Source organism: Dietzia papillomatosis NBRC 105045 (assembly GCF_001570845.1).
Taxonomy (GTDB): domain Bacteria; phylum Actinomycetota; class Actinomycetes; order Mycobacteriales; family Mycobacteriaceae; genus Dietzia; species Dietzia cinnamea.
Genome location: NZ_BCSL01000004.1, coordinates 42,331 through 62,880, shown reverse-complemented (window position 1 = coordinate 62,880; position 20,550 = coordinate 42,331). Strand labels below are relative to the sequence as shown.

General features: G+C 72.9%; 18 protein-coding genes. 5 read left to right on the top strand and 13 right to left on the bottom strand.

The features are described from left to right. The 11 genes from ftsW to DPA01S_RS02270 all read right to left on the bottom strand — a co-directional run. Positions 1-1,401: putative lipid II flippase FtsW (ftsW, locus tag DPA01S_RS02320; RefSeq protein WP_061913781.1), on the bottom strand; the 1,401-nt coding region annotated here is incomplete at its 3' end. A gap of 5 nt (positions 1,402-1,406) precedes the next feature. Then, positions 1,407-2,948 carry a UDP-N-acetylmuramoyl-L-alanine--D-glutamate ligase gene (gene murD, locus DPA01S_RS02315; RefSeq protein ID WP_061913779.1) on the bottom strand — a complete coding sequence of 514 codons (1,542 nt, stop codon included), beginning with the start codon at positions 2,946-2,948 and terminating at the stop codon, positions 1,407-1,409. 5 nt (positions 2,949-2,953) lie between these two features. After that, complete coding sequence (gene mraY, locus DPA01S_RS02310; RefSeq protein WP_061913777.1) at positions 2,954-4,048, bottom strand: phospho-N-acetylmuramoyl-pentapeptide-transferase; 1,095 nt, start codon at positions 4,046-4,048, stop codon at positions 2,954-2,956. 3 nt (positions 4,049-4,051) lie between these two features. Then, positions 4,052-5,554: a UDP-N-acetylmuramoyl-tripeptide--D-alanyl-D-alanine ligase gene (locus tag DPA01S_RS02305; protein ID WP_061913775.1), complete on the bottom strand. Its 1,503-nt coding sequence runs from the start codon at positions 5,552-5,554 to the stop codon at positions 4,052-4,054. Beyond that, positions 5,551-7,110, bottom strand: a complete 1,560-nt coding sequence (locus DPA01S_RS02300) for a UDP-N-acetylmuramoyl-L-alanyl-D-glutamate--2,6-diaminopimelate ligase (RefSeq protein ID WP_061913773.1) — start codon at positions 7,108-7,110, stop codon at positions 5,551-5,553. The genes DPA01S_RS02305 and DPA01S_RS02300 overlap by 4 nt, the downstream gene beginning before the upstream one ends. Positions 7,111-7,184: 74 nt before the next feature. Then, positions 7,185-9,098 (bottom strand): peptidoglycan D,D-transpeptidase FtsI family protein, encoded by a 1,914-nt coding sequence (locus DPA01S_RS02295; RefSeq protein WP_083324493.1) that lies wholly within the window; start codon positions 9,096-9,098, stop codon positions 7,185-7,187. Positions 9,099-9,122: 24 nt separating this feature from the next. Then, positions 9,123-9,938 carry a cell division protein FtsL gene (ftsL, locus tag DPA01S_RS02290; protein WP_061228923.1) on the bottom strand — a complete coding sequence of 272 codons (816 nt, stop codon included), beginning with the start codon at positions 9,936-9,938 and terminating at the stop codon, positions 9,123-9,125. Beyond that, the gene (rsmH, locus tag DPA01S_RS02285) at positions 9,935-10,957 is read right to left on the bottom strand and encodes a 16S rRNA (cytosine(1402)-N(4))-methyltransferase RsmH (protein ID WP_061228922.1); all 1,023 of its coding nucleotides are present in this window, start codon (positions 10,955-10,957) and stop codon (positions 9,935-9,937) included. Before rsmH ends, ftsL begins: the two co-directional genes overlap by 4 nt. 172 nt (positions 10,958-11,129) lie before the next feature. Then, positions 11,130-11,606, bottom strand: coding sequence for a division/cell wall cluster transcriptional repressor MraZ (locus DPA01S_RS02280; RefSeq protein WP_061228921.1), 477 nt, complete (start codon positions 11,604-11,606; stop codon positions 11,130-11,132). Positions 11,607-12,408: 802 nt separating this feature from the next. Then, positions 12,409-12,825 carry an SCO2097 family morphological protein gene (locus DPA01S_RS02275; protein WP_061228920.1) on the bottom strand — a complete coding sequence of 139 codons (417 nt, stop codon included), beginning with the start codon at positions 12,823-12,825 and terminating at the stop codon, positions 12,409-12,411. Between the two features lie 176 nt (positions 12,826-13,001). Beyond that, positions 13,002-13,421 (bottom strand): SAV_6107 family HEPN domain-containing protein, encoded by a 420-nt coding sequence (locus tag DPA01S_RS02270; RefSeq protein WP_061228941.1) that lies wholly within the window; start codon positions 13,419-13,421, stop codon positions 13,002-13,004. A 105-nt stretch (positions 13,422-13,526) separates the two neighbouring features. Between DPA01S_RS02270 and DPA01S_RS02265 the strand changes: the two genes are divergently transcribed. From DPA01S_RS02265 to DPA01S_RS02255, 3 genes are read left to right on the top strand one after another with little or no spacing between them, the layout of a single operon-like run. Next, a complete protein-coding gene (locus DPA01S_RS02265; RefSeq protein ID WP_061228940.1) occupies positions 13,527-14,114 on the top strand; it encodes a GNAT family N-acetyltransferase in 588 nt (195 codons plus the stop codon). After that, positions 14,111-15,697, top strand: coding sequence for a phytoene desaturase family protein (locus DPA01S_RS02260; RefSeq protein ID WP_061228919.1), 1,587 nt, complete (start codon positions 14,111-14,113; stop codon positions 15,695-15,697). Before DPA01S_RS02265 ends, DPA01S_RS02260 begins: the two co-directional genes overlap by 4 nt. Beyond that, positions 15,694-16,452, top strand: a complete 759-nt coding sequence (locus DPA01S_RS02255) for an LppM family (lipo)protein (RefSeq protein ID WP_061913771.1) — start codon at positions 15,694-15,696, stop codon at positions 16,450-16,452. Before DPA01S_RS02260 ends, DPA01S_RS02255 begins: the two co-directional genes overlap by 4 nt. Positions 16,453-16,457: 5 nt before the next feature. Here the strand turns inward: DPA01S_RS02255 and metF are convergent, their stop codons facing one another. Beyond that, positions 16,458-17,435, bottom strand: coding sequence for a methylenetetrahydrofolate reductase [NAD(P)H] (gene metF / locus DPA01S_RS02250; RefSeq protein WP_061228917.1), 978 nt, complete (start codon positions 17,433-17,435; stop codon positions 16,458-16,460). A 95-nt stretch (positions 17,436-17,530) separates the two neighbouring features. On the opposite strand from metF, the gene DPA01S_RS02245 reads away from it, so the two are divergent. After that, complete coding sequence (locus DPA01S_RS02245; protein ID WP_109149223.1) at positions 17,531-18,610, top strand: polyprenyl synthetase family protein; 1,080 nt, start codon at positions 17,531-17,533, stop codon at positions 18,608-18,610. A 3-nt stretch (positions 18,611-18,613) separates the two neighbouring features. Next, the gene (mptB, locus tag DPA01S_RS02240; protein ID WP_232302964.1) at positions 18,614-20,206 is read left to right on the top strand and encodes a polyprenol phosphomannose-dependent alpha 1,6 mannosyltransferase MptB; all 1,593 of its coding nucleotides are present in this window, start codon (positions 18,614-18,616) and stop codon (positions 20,204-20,206) included. Here mptB and DPA01S_RS02235 read toward each other — a convergent pair. Continuing rightward, positions 20,175-20,540, bottom strand: coding sequence for an Rv2175c family DNA-binding protein (locus DPA01S_RS02235; RefSeq protein ID WP_007630648.1), 366 nt, complete (start codon positions 20,538-20,540; stop codon positions 20,175-20,177). The two genes, mptB and DPA01S_RS02235, sit on opposite strands and share 32 nt — an antisense overlap. Positions 20,541-20,550 lie beyond the last annotated feature (10 nt).

Genomic DNA, 20,550 nt, shown 5'->3' with positions numbered 1-20,550 from the left:
GGGGCGGGTCGGCTGGCGGCGGGTGACGGGGTCGCCGTACCGCCGGGCGCCCTCGCTCGAGCGACCGGGCGCCGACGAGGCGGGGACGGGGCGCTCGGGCCGGTAGGGGCGCGGGTCGGGCAGGGAGAACCACCGGTGCCGACGGCGGTTCGGGGAGCTGAGGATCGCGGAGATGGCCTCCGGCTCGTGCCGGGCGCAGTTGGCGAGCAGCCCGAGGGAGGTGAGCGTGACGACCGCGGAGGTACCGCCGTTGGAGATGAGCGGCAGCTGCAGGCCGGTCACCGGGAGCAGTCCCACGACGTAGCCGATGTTGATGAACGCCTGCAGGACGATCGTCGCGGAGATGGTGCCGGCGAGCAGGCGGCGGAACGGGTCCACCGAGCGCATGGCGATCCGCATGCCGACCCAGCCGAGGGTGAGGTAGAGCGAGACGACGACCGCGGCGCCGAACCAGCCGAGCTCCTCGCCGATGATGGCGAAGATAAAGTCGTTGGTGGCCTCCGGCAGGTAGAACCACTTGGCGCTGGACTGACCCAGGCCGACGCCGAACAGTCCGCCGTCGGCCAGGGAGAGCATGCCCTGGTACGACTGGTACGCCGCGCCCTGGGGGTTGGAGAAGTCCCCGCGGAACGTGTCGAGGTAGGTCCGGATCCGCTCGAAGCGGTAGGCGAACGCCACCGCGAGGACGCCGAAGACGACGACGCCGACGGCGATCACCCACGCGAAGTGCCGCGCCGGGTAGCCGGAGAACCACAGGATGCACAGGAACGCGATGGTCACCGCGGTCGCCATGCCCAGGTCGGGGGCGACGACGACGAGGACAGCCACGATGAGGTACCCGACGACCGCCGGGAAGAGCAGGTCCAGCCAGTAGCCCGTCCGCACGCGCTTGGCGACCACGGACGACGCCCAGACGATGAGGGCGAACTTGGCGATCTCGGCGGGCTGGATCGAGAAGATGCCGAGGTCGATCCAGCCGCGGGAGCCGTTGATCTCGGAACCGATGCCGGGGATCAGCACCGCGACGAGCAAACCGATGGACACGAGCAGCAGCGGGAACGCCGCCGCACGCAGCAGTTCGATGCGCAGGCGCAGGGCCAGGACGAAGCCCATCCAGCCGATGAGGACGAACATCGCCTGGCGCAGGAAGATGTCGAACGGCGTGCCACCGCCGGAGAAGGCCAGCACGTTGGAACTGGACAGCACCATGCCCAGTCCGATGACCGTGAGCAGGGCCGTGACCACCATGACCACGTGGTACGACGTCAGGGGCGCCCGGTTGATCGCGGCCAGTGGCGCGGCGATACGCCCGAGCAGGTCGGGCCGATCGGCCCGGTCCGGGCCGTCCGCCCGCTCGTGAGGTGCGTTGTCTCGCGGTGCCGCCTTGTCTCGCAGTGCCATAGCCCCTACCTCCCGGCCACGCGGCCCACGGCGAGGACGAAGCTGCGCCCCCGGTGGCCGTAGTCGGTGAACATGTCCATCGACGCGGCAGCCGGGGCGAGCAACACGGTGTCGCCTCCGGTGGCCATCCGCGCGGCCTCGGCGACCGCGCGGTCCATCGTCTGCTGCGGCTCGTCGGGACCCGCAGCGTCGTCATCGTCTCCCGAGGCCAGCTCCACCACGGGCACCGTCGGCGCGTGTCGGGCCAATGCCCCGGCGATCCGCCCGCGGTCGCGGCCGATGAGGACCACTCCGCGCAGGACATCGGCGACCTCGGCGACCAGCGGCTCGACGTCGGCGCCCTTGAGCAGTCCGCCGGCGATCCACACCATCGGTCCGCCCGCCAGCAGCGAGGTGCGGGCGGCGTGCGGATTGGTGGCCTTGGAGTCGTCGATGTAGGTGATCCCGTCGATGGTCGCCACCGGCTCGGCGCGATGGGCGCCCACCGTGAACGAACGCAGGGCCGCGGCGACGTGCTCGGCCCGCGCGCCCACGGACATGGCCACGGCCGAGGCGGCGAGTGCGTCGAGGACGCCCGCGGGCCCGGCCGGGCGCACGTCCGCGGCCGGCAGCAGCGCCACCTCGTCGTCGTCATACTCGTCGCCACCGTCGCCGCCGTCGCCCGGACCGACGCCCCCGGCGCCGACCCGCGCGGTGAGCACGCCGTCGACCACGCCGTACTCCCCCGCGGCGGGCGCGCCGATGCGCACCCCGATACGCGTCGCGGCGGGCGCGTCGGCGAGCAGGCGCGCGGCGATCTCGTCGTCGGCACCGGCCACGGCCACCCGGCCGGTCAGGACCTGCGCCTTGGCCGCGGCGTACGCCTCCATGGACCCGTGCCAGTCGAGATGGTCCTCGGCGACGTTGAGGACCACGCCCACGTCCGGCCGGCAGCTCGGCGCCCAGTGCAGCTGGAAACTCGACAGTTCGGCCGCGAGCACCTCCACGCGCGGCTCGGCCAGCAGCACGTCGGTCACCGGCAGCCCGATGTTCCCGCACGCGCGCGCCGCCATGCCCGCCTCGAGGCAGATCGCCTCGAGCATCGAGGTGGTGGTGGTCTTTCCGTTGGTACCGGTCACCGCGAGCCACGTGCGGCGGGGGCCGAACAACTCGGCGGCGTCGGCGCGCCACGCCAGCTCCACGTCTCCCCACACCGGCACCCCCGACTCGACTGCGGCGACCAACAACGGGGAGTCCGGACGCCACCCGGGGCTGGTCACGACCAGCCCCACGGAGCTCCGCCCGTCGCCGACGGCAAGCAGCTCGGCGGCGCGGTCGAGGTCGACGCCCTCGCACGCGACACCGTCCGGCAGCGCCTCCCGCAGGCGCGCGATCGCCTCGGGTCGCGAGTCGGCGACCACGGGCTCGGCTCCCAGCGCGTCGAGGATGCGCACCGCGCCCGGTCCGGACACTCCCGCTCCCAGGACGAGCACGCGCGCGCCGCCGAGCTCGCGTACGTCGAGATCCCGCGCGGCGGCCGCGCCGGCTGAGTGGGTCGTCTCGGTCATCCCGCTCACCCCACCGAGCTCGCGAGCCAGTCGCCGTAGAACAGCGCGATCGCCAGGCCACAGGAGATGGCCACCAGTAGCCAGAAACGGATCGTCACCGTCGTCTCGGCCCACCCGCCGTTCTCGAAGTGGTGGTGGATCGGCGTCATGCGGAACGGGCGTCGGCCGGTGGTGCGGAACGCGGCCACCTGGATGAGCACCGAGACGAACTCGATGACGAACACCGCGCCCACGACGACCATGAGCAGCTCGGTCCGCGACACGACGGACACGCCCGCCACGACGCCGCCGAGGAACATCGACCCGGTGTCCCCCATGAAGATCTTCGCGGGGGCCGCGTTCCACCACAGGAAGCCCAGGCAGGCGCCGAGCGCCGCCGAACAGACCACCGCGATGTCGAGGGGGTCACGGACCTGGTAGCAGCCGGACAGATCGACGCCCTCCGCGGTGGAGAAGCAGGAGTAGCGGAACTGCCAGAAGGTGAACACCACGTAGGTGCCCATCACCATCGCCATGGACCCGGCGGCGAGGCCGTCCAGGCCGTCGGTGAAGTTGACGGCGTTGGACCAGCCGTAGACGAGGACGACGATGAAGACGAGGAAGACGACGACGGGGAAGCTCACCGCGACGAAGTCCCGCACGTAGCTCAATGACGTGCTGGCCGGGGTGAGCCCGTCGTTGTTGCGGAACTGCAGCACGAGGATGCCGAACGCGAGGGCCGCGAGGACCTGGCCGGCGGTCTTGGACAGAATGCCCAGGCCCTTGTTGTGGCGCTTGAAGACCTTGAGTCCGTCGTCGATCATGCCGACCACGGCCAGCGCCGTCGCCAGGCCGAGGATGAGCAGGCCGGAGGCGGTGAACCCGCCGCCGCCCACGGTGAACTGTCCGATCAGCCCGGCGACGATGTAGCCGAGCCACACGGCGGCGAGGATCGCGAGACCGCCCATGTTGGGCGTGCCCCGCTTGCCCATGTGGGACTGCGGGCCCTCGAGCCGGATCTCCTGCCCGTAGCCCTGGCGGCGGAAGTAGATGATCAGCACTGGTGTGAGGAAGATGCTCACGACGAAGCCGACGATGCCGGCGACCATGATCTGGGTCATTGACTACTTCTCCTCACCGCGCGCCGCGAGCACGCGCTCCGCGACACTCCACAGGCCGACGGCCGCCGAGGCCTTGACCAGGACGATGTCGCCCGGCTCGAGCCTCGAGTCCAGGATCTCCACGGCCTCCTCGGCGGTGGCGACGTGCTCCGCCTCGGATCCCCACGACCCCTCCTGGATCGCGCCCTGGAACATCGCGCGCTGGGGCCTGCCCAGTCCCACGACCACCAGCTGGGACACGTCCAGCCGGACGAGGAAGCGTCCGATGAGGTCGTGCTCTATCACCGCGTCCTCGCCGAGCTCCGCCATCTCCCCCAGCACGGCCCACGTCCGGCGCGGACGGCCGCCGCCCGACCGGGCCATGACGGCCAGGGACTTCAGCGCCGCCCGCATCGAATCGGGGTTGGCGTTGTAGGAGTCGTTGATGACGGTGATCCCGTCGGCCGTGACGCGCACGTCCATCCGCCGCTCGGAGGCGGCCTCGGCGGTACCCAGCGCCGCCGCGATCCGCTCGACGTCCATCCCGCATGCGAGGCCCACCGCGGCCGCCGACAGGGCGTTGCCCACCTGGTGTTCGCCGTGCACCCGGAGCGCGACCTCCGCCTCACCCCGCGGGGTGACCAACGTGAACGAGGCGCGCACCTCGTCGTCGAGCCTCACCCGCTCCGCACGGACGTCCGCGGACCCACCCAGCCCCACCGTGACGACCTCGGCGGAGGTCCGGCCGGCCATGGCGGCGACCCGGTCGTCGTCGGCGTTGAGGACGGCGACCCCGCCGTGCGCGGCGTCCGGCAGCGCCTCGACGAGCTCACCCTTGGTGGCGGCGATGACTTCTCGCGAACCGAACTCGCCCAGGTGCGCGGTGCCGACGTTGAGGACCACCCCGACGCGCGGGGGCGCGAGGGCCGCGAGCTCGCGGATGTTGCCGGGTGCGCGGGCGCTGAGCTCGAGGACGAGGAAATCGGTGTCCTCGTCCGCGCGCAGCGCGGTCCACGGGTGGCCGATCTCGTTGTTGAACGAGCCCGGGGGTGCGACGACCGTGCCGGCCGCCGACAGTACGGCGCCGATGAGGTCCTTGGTGCTGGTCTTGCCCGACGACCCGGTGACCCCCACGACGACGAGCCCGTGGTCGGCGACCAGCCGGTCGACGCTGGCGCGCGCGAGGGCGCCGAGCGCGGTGAGCACGGCGGCCCCGGAGCCGTCGGTGTCGGCGGCCAGCGCCATGGCGTTGGTCTCGCGGCGGTCGACCGCGGGCACGACGATCTGCGCACCGCCCACGCCGTCGACCTCGTGCGCGACGAGCGCGCCGGCCGCGCCCGCGTCGAGCGCGCGGGCGACGAAGTCGTGGCCGTCGACGCGTTCGCCCGGCAGGGCGAGGAACAGCCCGCCCGGGGTGAGGCGGCGGGAGTCGAACTCCACGGTGCCGGTCACGGCCGTCGACGGGTCACCACCGACCAACCGACCGCCGACTATCCCCGCGATCTCGCCGAGGGTGAGGTCGATCATGGTGTGCTGTCCTCCGTCTCGCCCGTGGGGGCGCGGTATCCGAGTCGTCTGACGAGTTCTTCCGCGGCCCTGGCCCGGTCGTCGAACGGGTGCACGACGCCGGCGACCTCCTGACCGGTCTCGTGTCCCTTCCCGGCGATCACGACGACGTCGCCGGCGCGGGCCCAGTCGATCGCGGTGGCGATCGCGGCGCCGCGGTCGCCGACCTCCTCGACGCGGGTGTCGGGCCCGGCGGCCTGTTCGGCCCCCGCGCGGACGGCGGCGCGGATGGCGGCGGGGTCCTCGCTGCGGGGGTTGTCGTCGGTCACCACCACGAGGTCGGCGATCTCGGCCGCGGCGGCCCCCATCTTGGGGCGCTTACCCGGGTCGCGGTCGCCCCCGGCGCCGAGGACCACGGCCACACGGCCCTCGGTCTGCGCGCGGACGGAGCGCAGGACCGCGGCGACCGCACCCGGCTTGTGGGCGTAGTCCACGAGGACGCGGAAGTCCTGGCCGCGCACGACCGGCTCGAGGCGGCCGGGCACCCGCACCCGCATGAGTCCGGCCGCGGCTGCGGCGACGTCCCCGCCCAGGGCGTCGACGATCGCCAGCGCCACGAGCGCGTTGGCGACGTTGAACCGACCCATCAGCGGGAGCTCGACGTCGATGGCCACTCCGCGGGGCCCGTGGACGGTGAACTCCTGGGTGTCGCGGTCGGTCGGGGTGGACTCCCCGGCCGTCCAGTCGGCGTCGGCGCCGGGATCGGCGGACACGGTCACCGCGTCCGGGCGCATCCCCACCAGGCGGCGGCCCCACTCGTCGTCGATCACGACGACCGCCCGCTCGGCCGGCCACACCGCCGAGCCCGGGTCCGCCTCGACGTCGAACAGCCGCGCCTTGGCGCGGAAGTAGTCGTCCATGCTCGGGTGGAAGTCCAGGTGGTCCTGCGACAGGTTGAGGAACGCGCCCACGGCGAACCGAACGCCGTCCACCCGGCCGAGCCGCAGGGCGTGGCTGGAGACCTCCGCCGCGACGGCGCGTGCCCCCGCGGCTCGCATCCGGGCGAGCAGTGCCTGGAACTCGGGGGCCTCGGGGGTGGTGAGTCGGCTGGGCAGGGCGCGGCCGTCCACGCGGCTACCGGTGGTGCCGATGAGACCGGCCACGTGCCCGCACCTCTCGAGGGCGGCCTCGACGAGGTAGGTGGTGGTGGTCTTGCCGGAGGTGCCGGTGATGCCGACGACGTCGAGGTCGGCGGACGGGTCGCCGGTCACCGCCGCGGACACGGCGCCGAGTACCGCCCGCGGGGCGGGGTGGACGAGGACGGGCAGGCGTCCGGCGACGGCGGACATCAGTTCGACGCCCTCGGGGTCGGTGAGCACCGCGGCCGCGCCCGCCTCGACGGCGGTGGCACCGAAGGAGGCGCCGTGGACCCGGGTACCGGGCAGGGCGGCGAAGAGGATGCCCGGACCGCAGTCCTGGGCCCGGATGGTCGCCCCGGTGAGGTCGACGTCGGCCCCGGACCTGTCGCCGAGGAGCCTGGCCCCCACCGCATCTGCCAGCTGTCGCGCCGTGGTCATCGCCTGTCCTCGCCCCGCCTTCCTCGCTCGATCCCTCCCGTGAACCCGCTACACGCTACCCTGCCGGGCGTCGGTCACCGCGCCTGCAGGACCAGTTCCGGCGCGGGGGCGGACGGGGGGATGTTGTCCCTGTTGACCAGCCATGACGCGATGTCGTGAAACAGCGGGGCGGCCGACGCGCCGAGGACGCCGCGCGAGGGCGCGTCGAGCATGATGGCGATCACGTAGCGCGGGTCGTCGGCCGGCAGGATGCCCGCGAAGGTGATCCAGTACCGCGAGTTGGAGTAGCAGGAGCAGCCCGGGTCGATCTGCTGCGCTGTGCCGGTCTTGCCGCTGATCTGGTAGCCGGCCACCGCGGCCTGGGGGCCGGTACCGGCCTGGGCGCCGGGCCCGGACTGCACGACCGCGCGGAACATGTCGCGCACGGTGCGGGCGGTCTCGGTGCTGACCACGCGTTCGCCCTCGGGGCGTTCGGTGGGGTGGCTCTCGCCGTCAGGACCGACCCGCTCGGCGACGATCCGGGGCGGCACCCGGACGCCGTCGTTGGCGATGGTCTGGTAGATCCCGGCCATCTGCAGGGTGGTCATGGACAGGCCCTGCCCGATAGGCAGGTTGGCGAACGTGCCCCCCTGCCAGTTCTGCAGGTCGGGCACGAGGCCCTCCGACTCCCCCGCCAGTTCGATACCGGTGCGCTGGCCGAGGCCGAACCTCTCCAGGTACTGCGAGAACGGCTCCTTGCCCAGCCGCTGGGCGAGCATGAGGGTGCCGACGTTGGAGGACTTCCCGAAGATGCCGGTGGTGGTGTAGGGCGTGGGTCCGTGCTGCCACGCGTCGGAGACCGTGACGCCCTCCATGCGGATGCTGCCGTCGACCGAGTGCACCTCGTCCGGGTGGGTCAGTCCGGCCTCGATCGCGGCTGCCGCGGTGATGATCTTCTGCACGGAGCCCGGCTCGAACGGGGAGGTGATGGCCGGGTTGCCGAGGTCGGCGCCACGCTCGAGCTCGGCGCCCACTCCGACGGCGGGGTTGAACGTGTTGTCGTTCGCCATCGCCCGCACCTCGCCGGTCCGCGCGTCCAGGACGACGGCCGAGGCGCTCTTCGCGCCGGAGGTGTCCTTGGCGGACTGGATGGCCTTCTGGACGTGCCACTGCAGGTCGGCGTCGAGGGTGAGGCGGATCGTGTCGCCGTCGCGGGGTTCGGTGATGTTGCGCAGAGTGCCGGGGATGACCGTGTTGTCCTGGGCCCGGTCGAAGGTCTGCCGGCCGTCCTCGCCGTCGAGCTGATCGTTGAAGTGGGACTCGATGCCCTGCAGGCCGATCAGCTTGCCCTCGTCGCTCTTGGTGGTGGCGCCGACGACGTTGGCGGCGAGTGCGCCGCCCGGGTACTCGCGGATGTCGACGCGCTCGGCGCCGATCATCGGGTACTTGCGGACGATCGCGTTGGCCTGGGTGACGTCGACGTTGCGGACGAGGTAGGTGAAGCCTCCGCCGGACGAGAGTTTGGCCTCGATCTCGTCGCGGTCGACGGCGTCGCCGAGAACGGCCTCGAACTCGTCGGCGATCTCCACGACGAGCTCGTCCCACGTCGGCTTGGTGCTGTCGAGCTCGCGGCGGGCCTCGGCGTTCTGCTGTTCGACGAGCGGCTGGATCGACAGGTCGCGGGCCTCGCGGGTGAAGGCGATGGGGTCGCCGTCCAGGTCGACGATCGCCCCGCGGGCGGCCGGCAGGACCTGGTGGACCTGCCGCTGGCTCTCGGCGCGGGCCGCGAGTTCGGTGCCCCCGATGGTCTGCACCCAGAAGAGTTTGACGAGGGCGATCACCATGATCAGCGCGAACGCGGACCGCATGAAGGTGAACCGGCGCTCGGTCGAGTTGGTGGTGAGAACCCGCCCGAACCGGTTCGGTGGCCGTCCGACGCGCGGTTCGGTGGCGCGCGGGTCACCCGAGGTAGCCCGGCGTCCCGCTTCCGGGGTGCGTCGTTCGGTCATCTCGGGGGCCTTTCGGGTGGGGTGCTAGAAGGGTTGTCCGGGCACCGGGGCGAGCGTCGCGGCACCGTCACCAGGCGCCGCCGGGGCGGGCGGCGCGGCCGGGGACACCGGGTCGGGGGCGGGGCCCGCGTCGGCGCCGGGGGCCGGCGGCGCCGGTTCGACCATGGGGGACGGCGGCGCCACCGGGGACGGCGGGCCGGCGAGCGGCGGATAAGGAACGGGGGCGACGCCGCGGGGGGTCCGGTCCTGCGGCACCTGTGCGGGCGGCGCATCGAACGCGTCCCGGTCGGACGACCTCGACGGCTCGGACGCTACCGGAGCGGGTTGGAGCGGCTTGATCGGCGCGCCGAGCTTGGCTTCCGGCTCCCCCACGATCTCGATGACGCCGTCGGATCCCCGGGTCAGGATGGGTGCGCTGGCGACGCCGACCATGCCCAGCTTCTCGGCGCGCTGCGCGAGCACCTCGGCAGAGCGGGCGCGCTCGTTGGACGCGCGGAGCGCCTCCATCCGCTCGACCAGTTCGACGTTGGCGTCGCGTGCGTTCTTGAGGTCGTAGGTGTCCTGGGTGGTCTGGGCCGACAGTAGGAGGGTGCCGCCGACGCCTGCGCCGATGAGGAGGAGCAGGACGACGAGGAAGGGCACCCTCGCGGCCAGTTCCGCGGGGCTCAGACGTTCCGCGGGGACGACCACGGTGCGACGGCCACGGACGGAGCGCGTGACCGGCCTGCGTCGGAGGCCGACGGCCCGTCCCGCCCCGGCCGGGGCGTCGGCGTCCGCGCCGGGGGCCGGGTGGGTGTCGAGCCCGTCAACGGTGCCGGGCGTGTCGATCGTGCTCGTCATGGGGTTCTCCCGTCGATACGCCGGACGCATCGCACCCGGACCGAGGCCGAGCGCGGGTTGTGGTCGATCTCCTCCTGAGAGGCCTTCTCCGCTCCCCTGGTGACGGCCTCGAACTCGGGGCCGTGGCCGGGCAGCTCCACCGGCAGGCCCGCCGGGGTGCGGGAGGCGGTGCGGGTCGCGAGTTCGCGCTTGACGATCTTGTCCTCGAGGGAGTGGTACGCCATGAAGACCGCGCGACCGCCGAACCGCAGGAGGTCGAGGTAGCCGGGCACGGCGTTCTCGACGGCCTCGAGTTCGGCGTTGACCTCGATGCGCAGGGCCTGGAACACTCGCTTGCCCGGATGCCCACCGGTCCGGCGGGCGCCCTGGGGGATCGTGTCGTAGAGCAGTTCGACCAGCTGGGAGCTGGTGACGATGGGATCGGTGTCGCGTCGGCGGACGATCGCGGCCGCGATCTGCCGGGCGAAGCGCTCCTCGCCGTACACCCGGAGGACCCGGGCGATGTCGTCGCGCGGATAGTCGGCGAGGATGTCGGCGGCGGTCGGGCCGGTGGTGGGGTCCATCCTCATGTCGAGCGGCGCGTCCACCGAGTACGCGAATCCGCGCTCGGCGACGTCGAGCTGCATCGAGGAGACGCCGAAGTCGAGGAGGATGCCGTCGATCGCCGGGCCGGCGTCGTCACGCGCATCCGGAGGTAGCGCCGCGGTGACGCTGTCGAAGTCGTCGAAGCGGGCGTGGACGGGAGTGAAGCGGCCGCGATAGGCGGTGAGCCGGCGGGTCGCCATGTCGAGCGCCTCGGGGTCGCGGTCCACGCCGAGTACACGCAGCTCGCCGAACTCGGCCAGCAGGTGCGAGGAATGCCCACCGAGACCGAGGGTGCCGTCCACGATGACGGGTGCGCGCCCCTCCTCCGCGGCGGCCTCGACGACGGGACGGAAGAGCTCGATGGTGCGCTCGAGGAAGACGGGGATGTGCCCGGAGCGCGTGGCGTCGCGGTCGGCATCGGGCCGTTCTGCCATCTCGCCTCCTCGCGTCCGGTCGTCGGTGCTCCGGCGGTTGTGGTGGAGCCCCCTGGTCCCCGTCCGGTACCCACCTGGCGTCGGGGAAGTACGTCAGGGTGGTGCCGGGCAGGGGCCGGGGGGCTCCGTCCGTCGTGCTCTCGTGTGCGTTCTCGTCCTTCCTCTCCCGGGATCAGAACTCGATCCCGAGCGAGGTGCCCTCCATCTCGGAGAACACGGGTAGGTTCTCCGCGCTGTAGCGGTCCCACGCCTCGGCGTCCCAGACCTCGAGACGCTCCCCGAGGCCGTTGACGACGCAGTCCTTGTCCAGACCCGCGTAGTTCCGCTGACTCGCGGGGATGGAGATCCGTCCCTGCGAGTCCAGTTGCTGGACTTCCGCGCCGCTCACCAGGAGCCGGAAGAACGCCATGTGCCTCTCGCTGAGGTTGGCGGTCGGCCGGACCTTTCTGACCAGCGCGTCGAACTCGCCCTCAGGGAAGACCGACAGCGTGTTGGTGAACCACCCACACACCACCACCCCGTCCGCCAGGCCTGGCCTGAATCTGGCGGGGATCGTCAGCCGCCCCTTGTCGTCGAGCTTGGGACGGTGGGTCCCGTACCCGACGAAGGCTCGTTCGCGTCCGGAGTCGACGGGATCGGTGTCGGTCACCCGCCACCTCCTGGGGTCCAGGCCCATCGAGCTCCTTGCGTGCCCCACTGTACCCCACTACGCCCCACAAACAAGGCGTGCGCCCCACTTCTCCCCACTGTCTTACATCACTGCACTTCAGACGGTTTCCGCCTCGTCGACACGGACGACCCCCTGCTGTCGAGCCCTCGTCACGAACCGCACATTCAGCGACTTACTGAGGCCGATGTGACTGAAGTAGCTCATGAGGCGGCCCTGAGGGCGGCCGGTGGGGAGTGGTGGGGCGTCGGGGTGGGGCGTGGTGGGGCTCCGGGGCGGGGAGGGGTCGGGCGCGCAGCCGCCCAGCTCGCTCAGCCGCCCGGCCCGCTCAGCCGAAGCCGCCCAGCTCGCTCAGCCGCAGCCGCCCGGCCCGCTCAGCCGCAGCCGCAGCCGCACGCCAAGATGGCGTCTCGCGCGCACCGCGGTGGGTGCGAGACGCCATCCCCGGGAGCGGCTGCATGCTCGGCGTACATCCGCGCGAGCGAGACGCCATCCGAGGGAGCGGCTGTGGACTCGGCGTTGAGCCCCGCCGGCGAGACGCCGACTGCGCGAGTGGATGCCGGAGGACCCGTGGCGTCCCCGCGAGCGTGGCGTGAATGCGAGAAGCCGTACCCCGGCGGGCCGGCGGGCAGGTGGGCCGGTGGACCGATGGGCCTCGGGCCGGTGGGCCGGTGGGCCGGTGGGCCGGTGGGCCGGTGGGCCGGGAAATGGGTGAAGGGGTGAGCGCTGGTGCGCTCACCCCTTCATCTGAAGCGTGGTGGTCGGCCCGGAGGCAGTCGATCGATCAGGGCCCCTGCTCGAAGCGACGGCGGAACCGGTCCTCCATCCTCGAGGAGTAGGACCGACCATCGGAGGACTTGGAGGAGGCCCGCCCGGCCCCGGGGACACGCGGCCCGCCCGGGTTCTTGACCCCCGGCGCACCCGCTGACGGCGTCGAACGTAGCGCGAGCACCCCGGCCGCGAACATGACCAGGAACCCGACGAGGCTCAGCACGGGGAAACCGCCCGGCTTGACGTCGAGGGCCAGACCACCGATGAGAAGTGCCACACCGAGGACGGCGAGCGCCACGACCAGGCCCGCGGGACGCCGGGCGCCACTCGCGCCGGTCTTACGGACGGACGACGCGAACTTGGGGTCGTCGGCGTAGAGCGCGCTCTCGATCTCCTTGAGCATGCGCTGCTCGTGCTCGGACAGGGGCACTTCGACCTCCTTCAGATGCTCGTGATGACGAGCGTGGCCGGCTCGGTCGGTTCGCACCGACCGCGGACGGTGATCAGCCGGTCATGGTTCTCCCCATCATACGAGGGCAACGCGGCCGGGACCACCGGGATTCCCCTGGACGGGCCAGGGGGACGGCGGGTCCGCGGCCGGACGGGTCAGGCCGCGGGGCCCAGGACGCCCAGGCGCCGGTCCACCAGGTCCATGAAGCGGCCCACCGCCCACAGGAAATCGTCCGCCATGCGGGCTGAGATCGTCCGCGGGAGCCCGTCCTCGACGGCGGCAGCTAGAGCGGAATACCCGGCGAAGGCGGTCGCCCACTCCCCCAGTTCAGGCGCCTCCGCCGCGAGCCGGTGCCAGACATCGACCGGACCGCGACGCCGGGGCCCCGGGGCCAGCAACGCGCCGGCAGCGCACCGCGCGGCGCGGTACGCCTCGACGAAGCGCTCCGACGGGTCGGCCGCCGCGACCGCGCGACCACGATGCACCTCGGCGCGCCCGGCGCGGCCGAGTGACCCCGCGGCACCCCCGCGGGACGACCGCGTCCTGCTCGTGGTCCGCGTCCTCCTCGTGTCCATCTGCTGCACCTCCGCCTCCTGCACCTCCGCGTCTGCGCGCACGGTATCGCCGGGGTACGACACATCCCGGCGCCCCGGATCCGCGCCCGTGATCAAATGGGGTGGATGGACACCGTGATCACCCGGCTGGACGCCGCCGACTTCCGAGACCGACTGCCCGAGGCTCTGGGGGTCTACGTCGACGCCATGGGCTACCCGTCGCAGGTGATCCGCTCCCGGGCGGCCGCCTGGATGGAGCACAGCTACCGCGACGGCTGGTCCGGGGTGGCCGCGTTCGAGGCCCCGCGCCGGCGCCTGCTCGGACAGTCGAGGGGCCCGCTGGTCGCGATCTGTTACGGCTACCACGGCGCGCCCGGCCAGTGGTGGTACGAGCAGGTCTCCCGGGGGTTGCGCGACCGGGAGCGCGAACTCCCGTCCGACTACGTCGAGCTGACCGAACTGCACGTCTCGCCCACCCACCAGGGCCGCGGTATCGGCGGGACACTGCTGCGCAGGTTCCTGGCGGACCGTCCGGAGAGCAGGGTCCTGTTGTCCACACCCGAGGTCGAGGGCGAGGACAACAGCGCGTGGCGGCTGTACCGGTCGCTAGGCTTCACCGATGTGCTGCGGTCGTACCGCTTCGAGGGCGATGCACGGCCGTTCGCGGTCCTCGAGCGCACGTTGCCGCTCCCCGTCCCGGGGACCGACGAGTGAGCCGGCGTCATGACGTGGTGGTGATCGGCTCCGGCCACAACGGGCTGGTCTGCGCCGCCTATCTCGCCCGCGCCGGGCACGACGTCCACGTGGTGGAGAAGGACACCGTGATCGGCGGCGCCACCTCGACGGTCGAACGGTACCCCGGTCACCTGACCGATCGCGGGTCGTCGGCGCACCTCATGATCCGGCACACCGGCATCCCGGAGGAGCTCGACCTCGCGGCCCACGGACTGCGCTACATCGACTGCGATCCGTGGGGGTTCGCGCCCGCTCCGCCCGGATCCGGGGAGCCGCCGATCGTCTTCCACCGGGACCTCGACGCGACGTGCGCCAGCATCGCCGCCGCCTGCGGGGACGCCGATGCCGACGCGTACCGCGAGTTCGTCCGGCGGTGGGACGTCCTCGCGGGACGCATGATGAAGGGCTTCTCGGTGCGGCCGACCGCGCCGGGGCTCGGGTCGGCGTTCCTCGGGGCCGAGGACCTGCGCGACCCGTTCGGCGCGGTCCAGACGTTCCTGTCCTCCGGCGACGCGCTCCTGGACTCGATGTTCGACTCCGAGCGGCTCAAGGCCGCGCTCTCGTGGTTCGGGGCCCAGTCCGGTCCGCCGATGTCGCACCCCGCCACCGCCCCGATGATCGGCTTCGCGGCACTGATGCACCGGATCCCGCCCGGGCGCGCGGTGGGCGGGTCCGGGGCGCTGGCTGACGCGCTGACGTCGGCGATCCGGGCGCACGGCGGCACGGTCACCGCCGGCGCCGGGGCAACCGCGATCCGCCGCTCGGGTCCGGGCTGGCGGGTCGACACCGAGGGCGGCGACTCCCTCCACTGCTCGACGGTGGTGGCGGCGTGCCACGTCCACACGACCCTCGACCTCCTCGAGCACGAGTTGCCGGCGACGACGGTGGACGGGTGGCGGCGGCGGATCCGGCCCGGCTTCGGCCTGGGGATGGTCGTCCGGCTGGGCACCACCGACCTGCCGTGCTATCCGGACGTGCCCACCGAGACCAGTGCCCACGGGCTGCAGCTGCTCGTCACGGACCGGCGACACCTCGACCGGCGCTACGGCGTGGCCGCGGCCGGGGGGCTGGACGCGGACCCCGCCGTCCTGGCCATGAGCTTCAGCTCGCTCGACCCCTCCCTCGCGCCGGAGGGCCGACACGAGCTCACCCTCTGGTCGCAGTGGCACCCGCGCCACCTCGCCGACGGGCGGGGCTGGGCCGAGGCCGGGCCCGGGGAGGCCGACCGCATCATCGCAGCGGCGGACCGGTTCGCCCCTGGTCTGGCGGACTCGATCGTCCACCGACACATCCAGACTCCGGAGGACCTGGAGACCGAGCTCGGGCTGCTCGGCGGGAACGTCATGCACGTGGAGATGTCGCTGGACCAGATGCTGCCGATGCGCCCGCACCCCGACCTGCGCGGCCACGCGGTCCCGGGCGCCGACGGGGTGTTCCTCGCCGGAGCGTCCACCCACCCCGGCGGAGGCGTCATCGGCGCCAGCGGCAGGACGGTGGCGCGACTCGTCGGCCGCAGGCTCGGCAGGTCGGCGCTACGGCGTCGGGGGATCCGGGCAGAATGACCGCCGTGACCGTGCCCCGACCGCTCCGGCGTCCCACGACCGTGCCCTCCACGACCGTGCGCCGCTCAGCCGCCTCCGGCCGCTCGCGGCTGTCCCGACGGGTCGCTGGCCTCACCACGCTGGCCGCCCTGCTGGTCGTGCTCACCGGGTGTCTGCAGCTCAACGCGCAGATGAGCGTCCGTAAGGACGACACCGTCTCCGGACGCATCCTCGTCGCCGGGGACCAGCTGGAACAGGCGGCGGCGCTCGAGCGGCTCGGCGCGCCGTCCGGCCTCGAGCAGAAGGTCCGGATCACGCCCTACTCTGCGGACGGGTTCACCGGTCGCGAGATCTACTTCACCCAGTTGACGTTCGCGGAGATGGACGCGCTCTCCCTGGCGATCGACATCGAGGGCGCCCGCCCGTACACGCTCGGATTCCGCCGCAGCGGCGACACCGTGTCGTTCAGCGGCGCGATCGACCTGTCGATGCTCCCGGCTGATCGCGCCGGATCGACGACGACGCGGGTCGACCTGACGTTCCCCAACCGCATCAGCGAGACCAACGGGACCGTCGGCGCGGGGAACTCCGTGAGCTGGACGCCCGCACCGGGGTCCATCACCCGGATGCAGGCCTCGTCCTCGTACCCGGACCCTGCCACCCGCGGCTTCGCCGTGTGGATGATCGTGGGCGTCGGCGCAGCCCTGCTGGTGTCCATCGGGACGATCCTGGCCGCGCGGACCTCGAGGGCCCGCGCGGACCGGCTGGTGCGCTGAGGCGGTCAGATCCGGCTGGCCGCCACCCCGGGCGCGGGCGCCATCGACAGGTTTGTGAGGACCTCGCGGGTGGCCCGCGAGAAGTTGAGGGTGTTGAAGTGCAGACACGGCACGCCCTCGGAGATCAGCCGCTCACACATCCGAGTGGTCAGGTCGATCCCCACCTCGCGCACCGCCTCGCGGTTCTCCTCCGGCCCGTCCCCCGCCGCGGTGCGCAGGCGCTCGGCCAGGTCGTCGGGCAGCGCGCACCCCGACAGCTCGACCATCCGCTTGACCTGACGCAGGCTGGTGACCGGCATGAGACCCGGGATTATCGGCTTGGCGCCCTGCTCCGGATCGGCCGCGACGGCTCGGTCCCGCAGCCGGAGGTAGTGCTCGACGTCCCAGAACATCTGCGTGATGGAGTACTCGGCCCCCGCGCGCAGCTTGCCGACCAGGACCTCGGTGTCGTGGTCGAGGTCGCGGGCCCGGTAGTGCCCCTCGGGGAAGGAGGCCACGCCCACGTGGTACTCACCCACCTCGTGGATCAGCCGCACGAGCTCCTCGGCGTAGTGCAGCCCCTCCGGGTGGGCCGTCCACTCACCCAGCGGGTCCCCGGGCGGGTCGCCGCGGAGCGCGAGGATGTTGGAGACCCCCGCCTCGCCGTACATCCGGACCATGTCGGTGAGCTCGGCCACCGTGTGCCCGACCGCCGTGAGGTGGGCGATGGGGACGAGGTCGGTCTCGCGGACGATGCGCTCCACGACCCGGACGGTCCGGTCCCGCGTCGACCCGCCCGCCCCGTAGGTCACGGAGACGAACGCCGCACCGAGCTCGGAGAACACGGAGGCCGCACGCCAGAGACGCTCCTCGGCGGCCTCGTCGCGGGGCGGGTAGAACTCGACGGAGAACGGCACCCTCGGGGTGGTGGACGTCTCGATCCGCTCCACGATGCTGGGGTGCCGGCCACCGCCCGTCTGGTCGGAGTCGGGTAGCTGGGTCACCCGACCAGGGTAGCCCGACACGCGTCCGGTCCGGCCGTCGCCCGACGACTAGGATCGTCGGCGACGAGGGCGACCGGACCGGGCGCCCGGAAGGGATGGTGCCCGTGGTCATGGCGACCCGCCCCGACGACGGAGAACGCGTCCTCGCCACGCTCCGCCGCCACATCGAGGGACGGCGCACGGTCGTCGCCGCGGTCGACGAGCGGGTGGACCGGCTGGCCGGGCTCCTGTCGGACTTCGTGCTCGACGGCGGCAAGCGGATGCGGCCCCGCTTCGCACTGGCCGGGTGGGCCGCGTCCCGGCCCGACGCCGGCCCGGCGCCCGAGGAGGTCGTGACCGCCTGCGCCGCCCTCGAGCTGATCCAGGCGTGCGCCCTCGTCCACGACGACATCGTCGACGCCTCCGACACCCGCCGCGGCCGACCCACCGTGCACCGCGCTATCGAGTCGGCGCACCGCCGGGACGGGTGGGACGGCGACGCCGCCCGCTACGGGGTGTCCCAGGCGATCCTCGTCGGCGATCTGGCCCTGAGCTGGGCCGACGAGATGTTCGTGACGTCAGGCGTCGATCCGGCCGCGCTGGGCCGGGCGCTCGGCCCGTGGCACGCCATGAAGACCGAGGTCCTGTCCGGCCAGATGCTCGACATCCTCGCCGAGGCGTCGGGGGCCACGGACGAGCAGACCCCCGCCCGGGTGAACCGCTTCAAGACCGCGGCCTACACCGTCGAGAGGCCCCTGCACATCGGGGCCGAGCTCGCCGGCGCGACCGACGAGACGGTCGCCACGCTGAGGGAGTTCGGCGTCGCCGTGGGCCAGGCGTTCCAGCTGCGTGACGACCTGCTCGGGGTGTTCGGCGACCCGGAGGTCACCGGGAAGCCGTCCGGGGACGACCTACGTGAGGGCAAGCGCACCCTCCTGCTCGCACGCGCGATGACCCTCGCGCCCGGCGAGGACGCGCGCTTCCTCGCCGGAGTCCTGGGAACCGAACCCGACGGCCCGACGCTCGAACGGGCCCGCGCCGTCCTCGTGGACTCCGGAGCGGTCGCCTCCGTCGAGACCGAGATCGAGGAGCTGACCGCCCGCGCGCTGGACGCGATCGCCTCGGAGGCGATCAGCGCACACGGGCGGGACATGCTGCGGGACCTCGCGGAGGCCGCGACCCGCCGACGGGCCTGACCCGTGCCCGCTGCCACGGGACGCCGACCTGAGCGGAACTCCTCGTCGTCGTCACGCCCGCCCACCCGGACCACCTCGGCGGTGGGCTCCGCCCGCGCCGCCCTCACCGGCCCGTCCGGCCCCGCGCTGTGGCGGGGCGTCCTCGGTTCCGCACTGCTCACCGTCTCCGGCTTCGGCGCCGGCGCGCTGCCGGTCGACGGCGGCCCCGCGGTCGCGATAGGCCTGCCCGGTTTCACGTTCGGCCACGGTGAGGTCCTGGCCCTCGTCCTGTGCTGGGCGGGCGTCGCGCTCCTGGTCACGTCGTGGCTCTCGCTCGGCCCCCGAGCGGTCTCCGGACGGCTCCCCACACGCGACGCCGCGTGGGCCACCGCGCTGTGGTCGCTGCCGCTGCTGCCCGCGGTCCCCCTGTTCAGCCGCGACGCGTGGTCGTACCTGGCTCAGGGCGCGATGACCGCCGCGGGCGTCGACCCGTACGAGTACGGGCCCGAGGCCAACCCCGGCCCGTTCACCACCGAGGTCAGCTCCGACTGGCAGTCCACCGCCACCCCCTACGGCCCCCTGCACCTGCTCCTCATGCGCGGCGTCGTGGCCCTGTCGGGCGGGCATCCCGCGGTGGGCGTGCTGATCCTGCGTGTGCTGGTGCTGGTCGCGCTGGCCGGGCTCGTCGCGCTCGTGGCGGCGGCTGCTCGCCGCGCCGGGGTCGACGCGGGCGCGGCCGTGTGGATGGCCGGCGCGTCACCACTGACCGTCATCCACCTCGCGGGCGGCCTGCACAACGAGATCTTCCCCCTGGTGGCGTGCCTCGCGGCGGTCGTGCTCACCCTCGACCGGCGCTACGCGTGGGCGGGGGCCGCGATCGGCCTCGCCGTGGCGTTCAAGGCCACCGCCGTGATCGTCGCGCCGTTCCTGCTGTGGATCGCCCTCGACCGGCGCCGACGCCCGCAGGACTCCACGCGGCCTCTCGCGCGGTCGCACCGGAGTCCCCTCGTGGGCGCGGTCCTCGACACGGTCGTCGCAGCGGGCGCGGCGGTCGTCGTGTTCGCGCTGGCCACTCTGGCCGCCGGCACGGGCCTCGGCTGGGTGGACGCCATCTCCGTCTCCGACCGGGTCATCAACTACCTGAGCGCGCCTACTGCTGTGGCCCACCTCATCCACGCCGCGTTCGACACCCCCGGCTTCGAGGACGTCCTCGCCGTGACCCGGCGGGTGGGACGTGTAGTGCTCGCGGTGGCGCTGGTGGCGGTGTGGTGGCGGTACCGCCGGGACACCCGGTCGGCGCTGCGCGGCATCATGGTCGCGCTGCTGACCTTCGTGGTGCTCAACTCGCTGTCCTGGCCGTGGTACCACGTGTGGGTGGCCGCGTTCTGGTTTGTCGCCCGGCCGGGCCCGCGCGCGACGACCGCGGCGGTCGGAGTGACCGTCTTCCTCGTCCTGGGGATCGGCCCGAACGGCTCGACCAGCCTCTACAGCCCCGCGCTAGTCGGCGCGGCCCTCGTGGCGTCCGCTGCCGCGGTCTGGTGGTGGTGGCGTGCGACCGCAGCAGCGCGCACCGGCCCCGACTCCGTCAGAACGCCATCGCCTGAGCGCGACGCATGACCTCCCGTGCGCGGTGGCCGTGGAGCGCGTCGGCCGGGCGGCCGGGCAGGCTGTCGTCCTCGGTGAACAGCCACCGCAGAATCTCCTCGTCCCGATAACCCCCGTCCCGCAGGACGGCGATCAGTCCCGGAAGGAAACGCACGACCTCGTCGTCGTCCAGAAAGACGGCCGGCACCACGACGACGCCCGCCCGGCGGACGGCGAGCAGTGTCCCGTCGCGCAGCAGATCGTGCACACGGGTCACCGGGATGCCGAGGCGCTCGGACACCTCGGGCAGGTTGATGGTCTCGGCCCCGGCGGGCAGGACGTCGTCGCAGTGCGGAACGGTACTCACGCCTCCCACG

Bases quoted from the DNA above. Each gene is read 5' to 3' on its own strand.
- ftsL (WP_061228923.1), bottom strand. From the start codon at position 9,938: ATGACGAGCACGATCGACACGCCCGGCACCGTTGACGGGCTCGACACC.
- mraY (WP_061913777.1), bottom strand. From the start codon at position 4,048: ATGACCCAGATCATGGTCGCCGGCATCGTCGGCTTCGTCGTGAGCATC.
- DPA01S_RS02305 (WP_061913775.1), bottom strand. From the start codon at position 5,554: ATGATCGACCTCACCCTCGGCGAGATCGCGGGGATAGTCGGCGGTCGG.
- DPA01S_RS02245 (WP_109149223.1), top strand. From the start codon at position 17,531: ATGGTGCCCGTGGTCATGGCGACCCGCCCCGACGACGGAGAACGCGTC.
- murD (WP_061913779.1), bottom strand. From the start codon at position 2,948: ATGACCGAGACGACCCACTCAGCCGGCGCGGCCGCCGCGCGGGATCTC.
- DPA01S_RS02300 (WP_061913773.1), bottom strand. From the start codon at position 7,110: ATGACCACGGCGCGACAGCTGGCAGATGCGGTGGGGGCCAGGCTCCTC.
- DPA01S_RS02270 (WP_061228941.1), bottom strand. From the start codon at position 13,421: ATGGACACGAGGAGGACGCGGACCACGAGCAGGACGCGGTCGTCCCGC.
- rsmH (WP_061228922.1), bottom strand. From the start codon at position 10,957: ATGGCAGAACGGCCCGATGCCGACCGCGACGCCACGCGCTCCGGGCAC.
- DPA01S_RS02265 (WP_061228940.1), top strand. From the start codon at position 13,527: ATGGACACCGTGATCACCCGGCTGGACGCCGCCGACTTCCGAGACCGA.
- DPA01S_RS02255 (WP_061913771.1), top strand. From the start codon at position 15,694: ATGACCGCCGTGACCGTGCCCCGACCGCTCCGGCGTCCCACGACCGTG.
- DPA01S_RS02295 (WP_083324493.1), bottom strand. From the start codon at position 9,098: ATGACCGAACGACGCACCCCGGAAGCGGGACGCCGGGCTACCTCGGGT.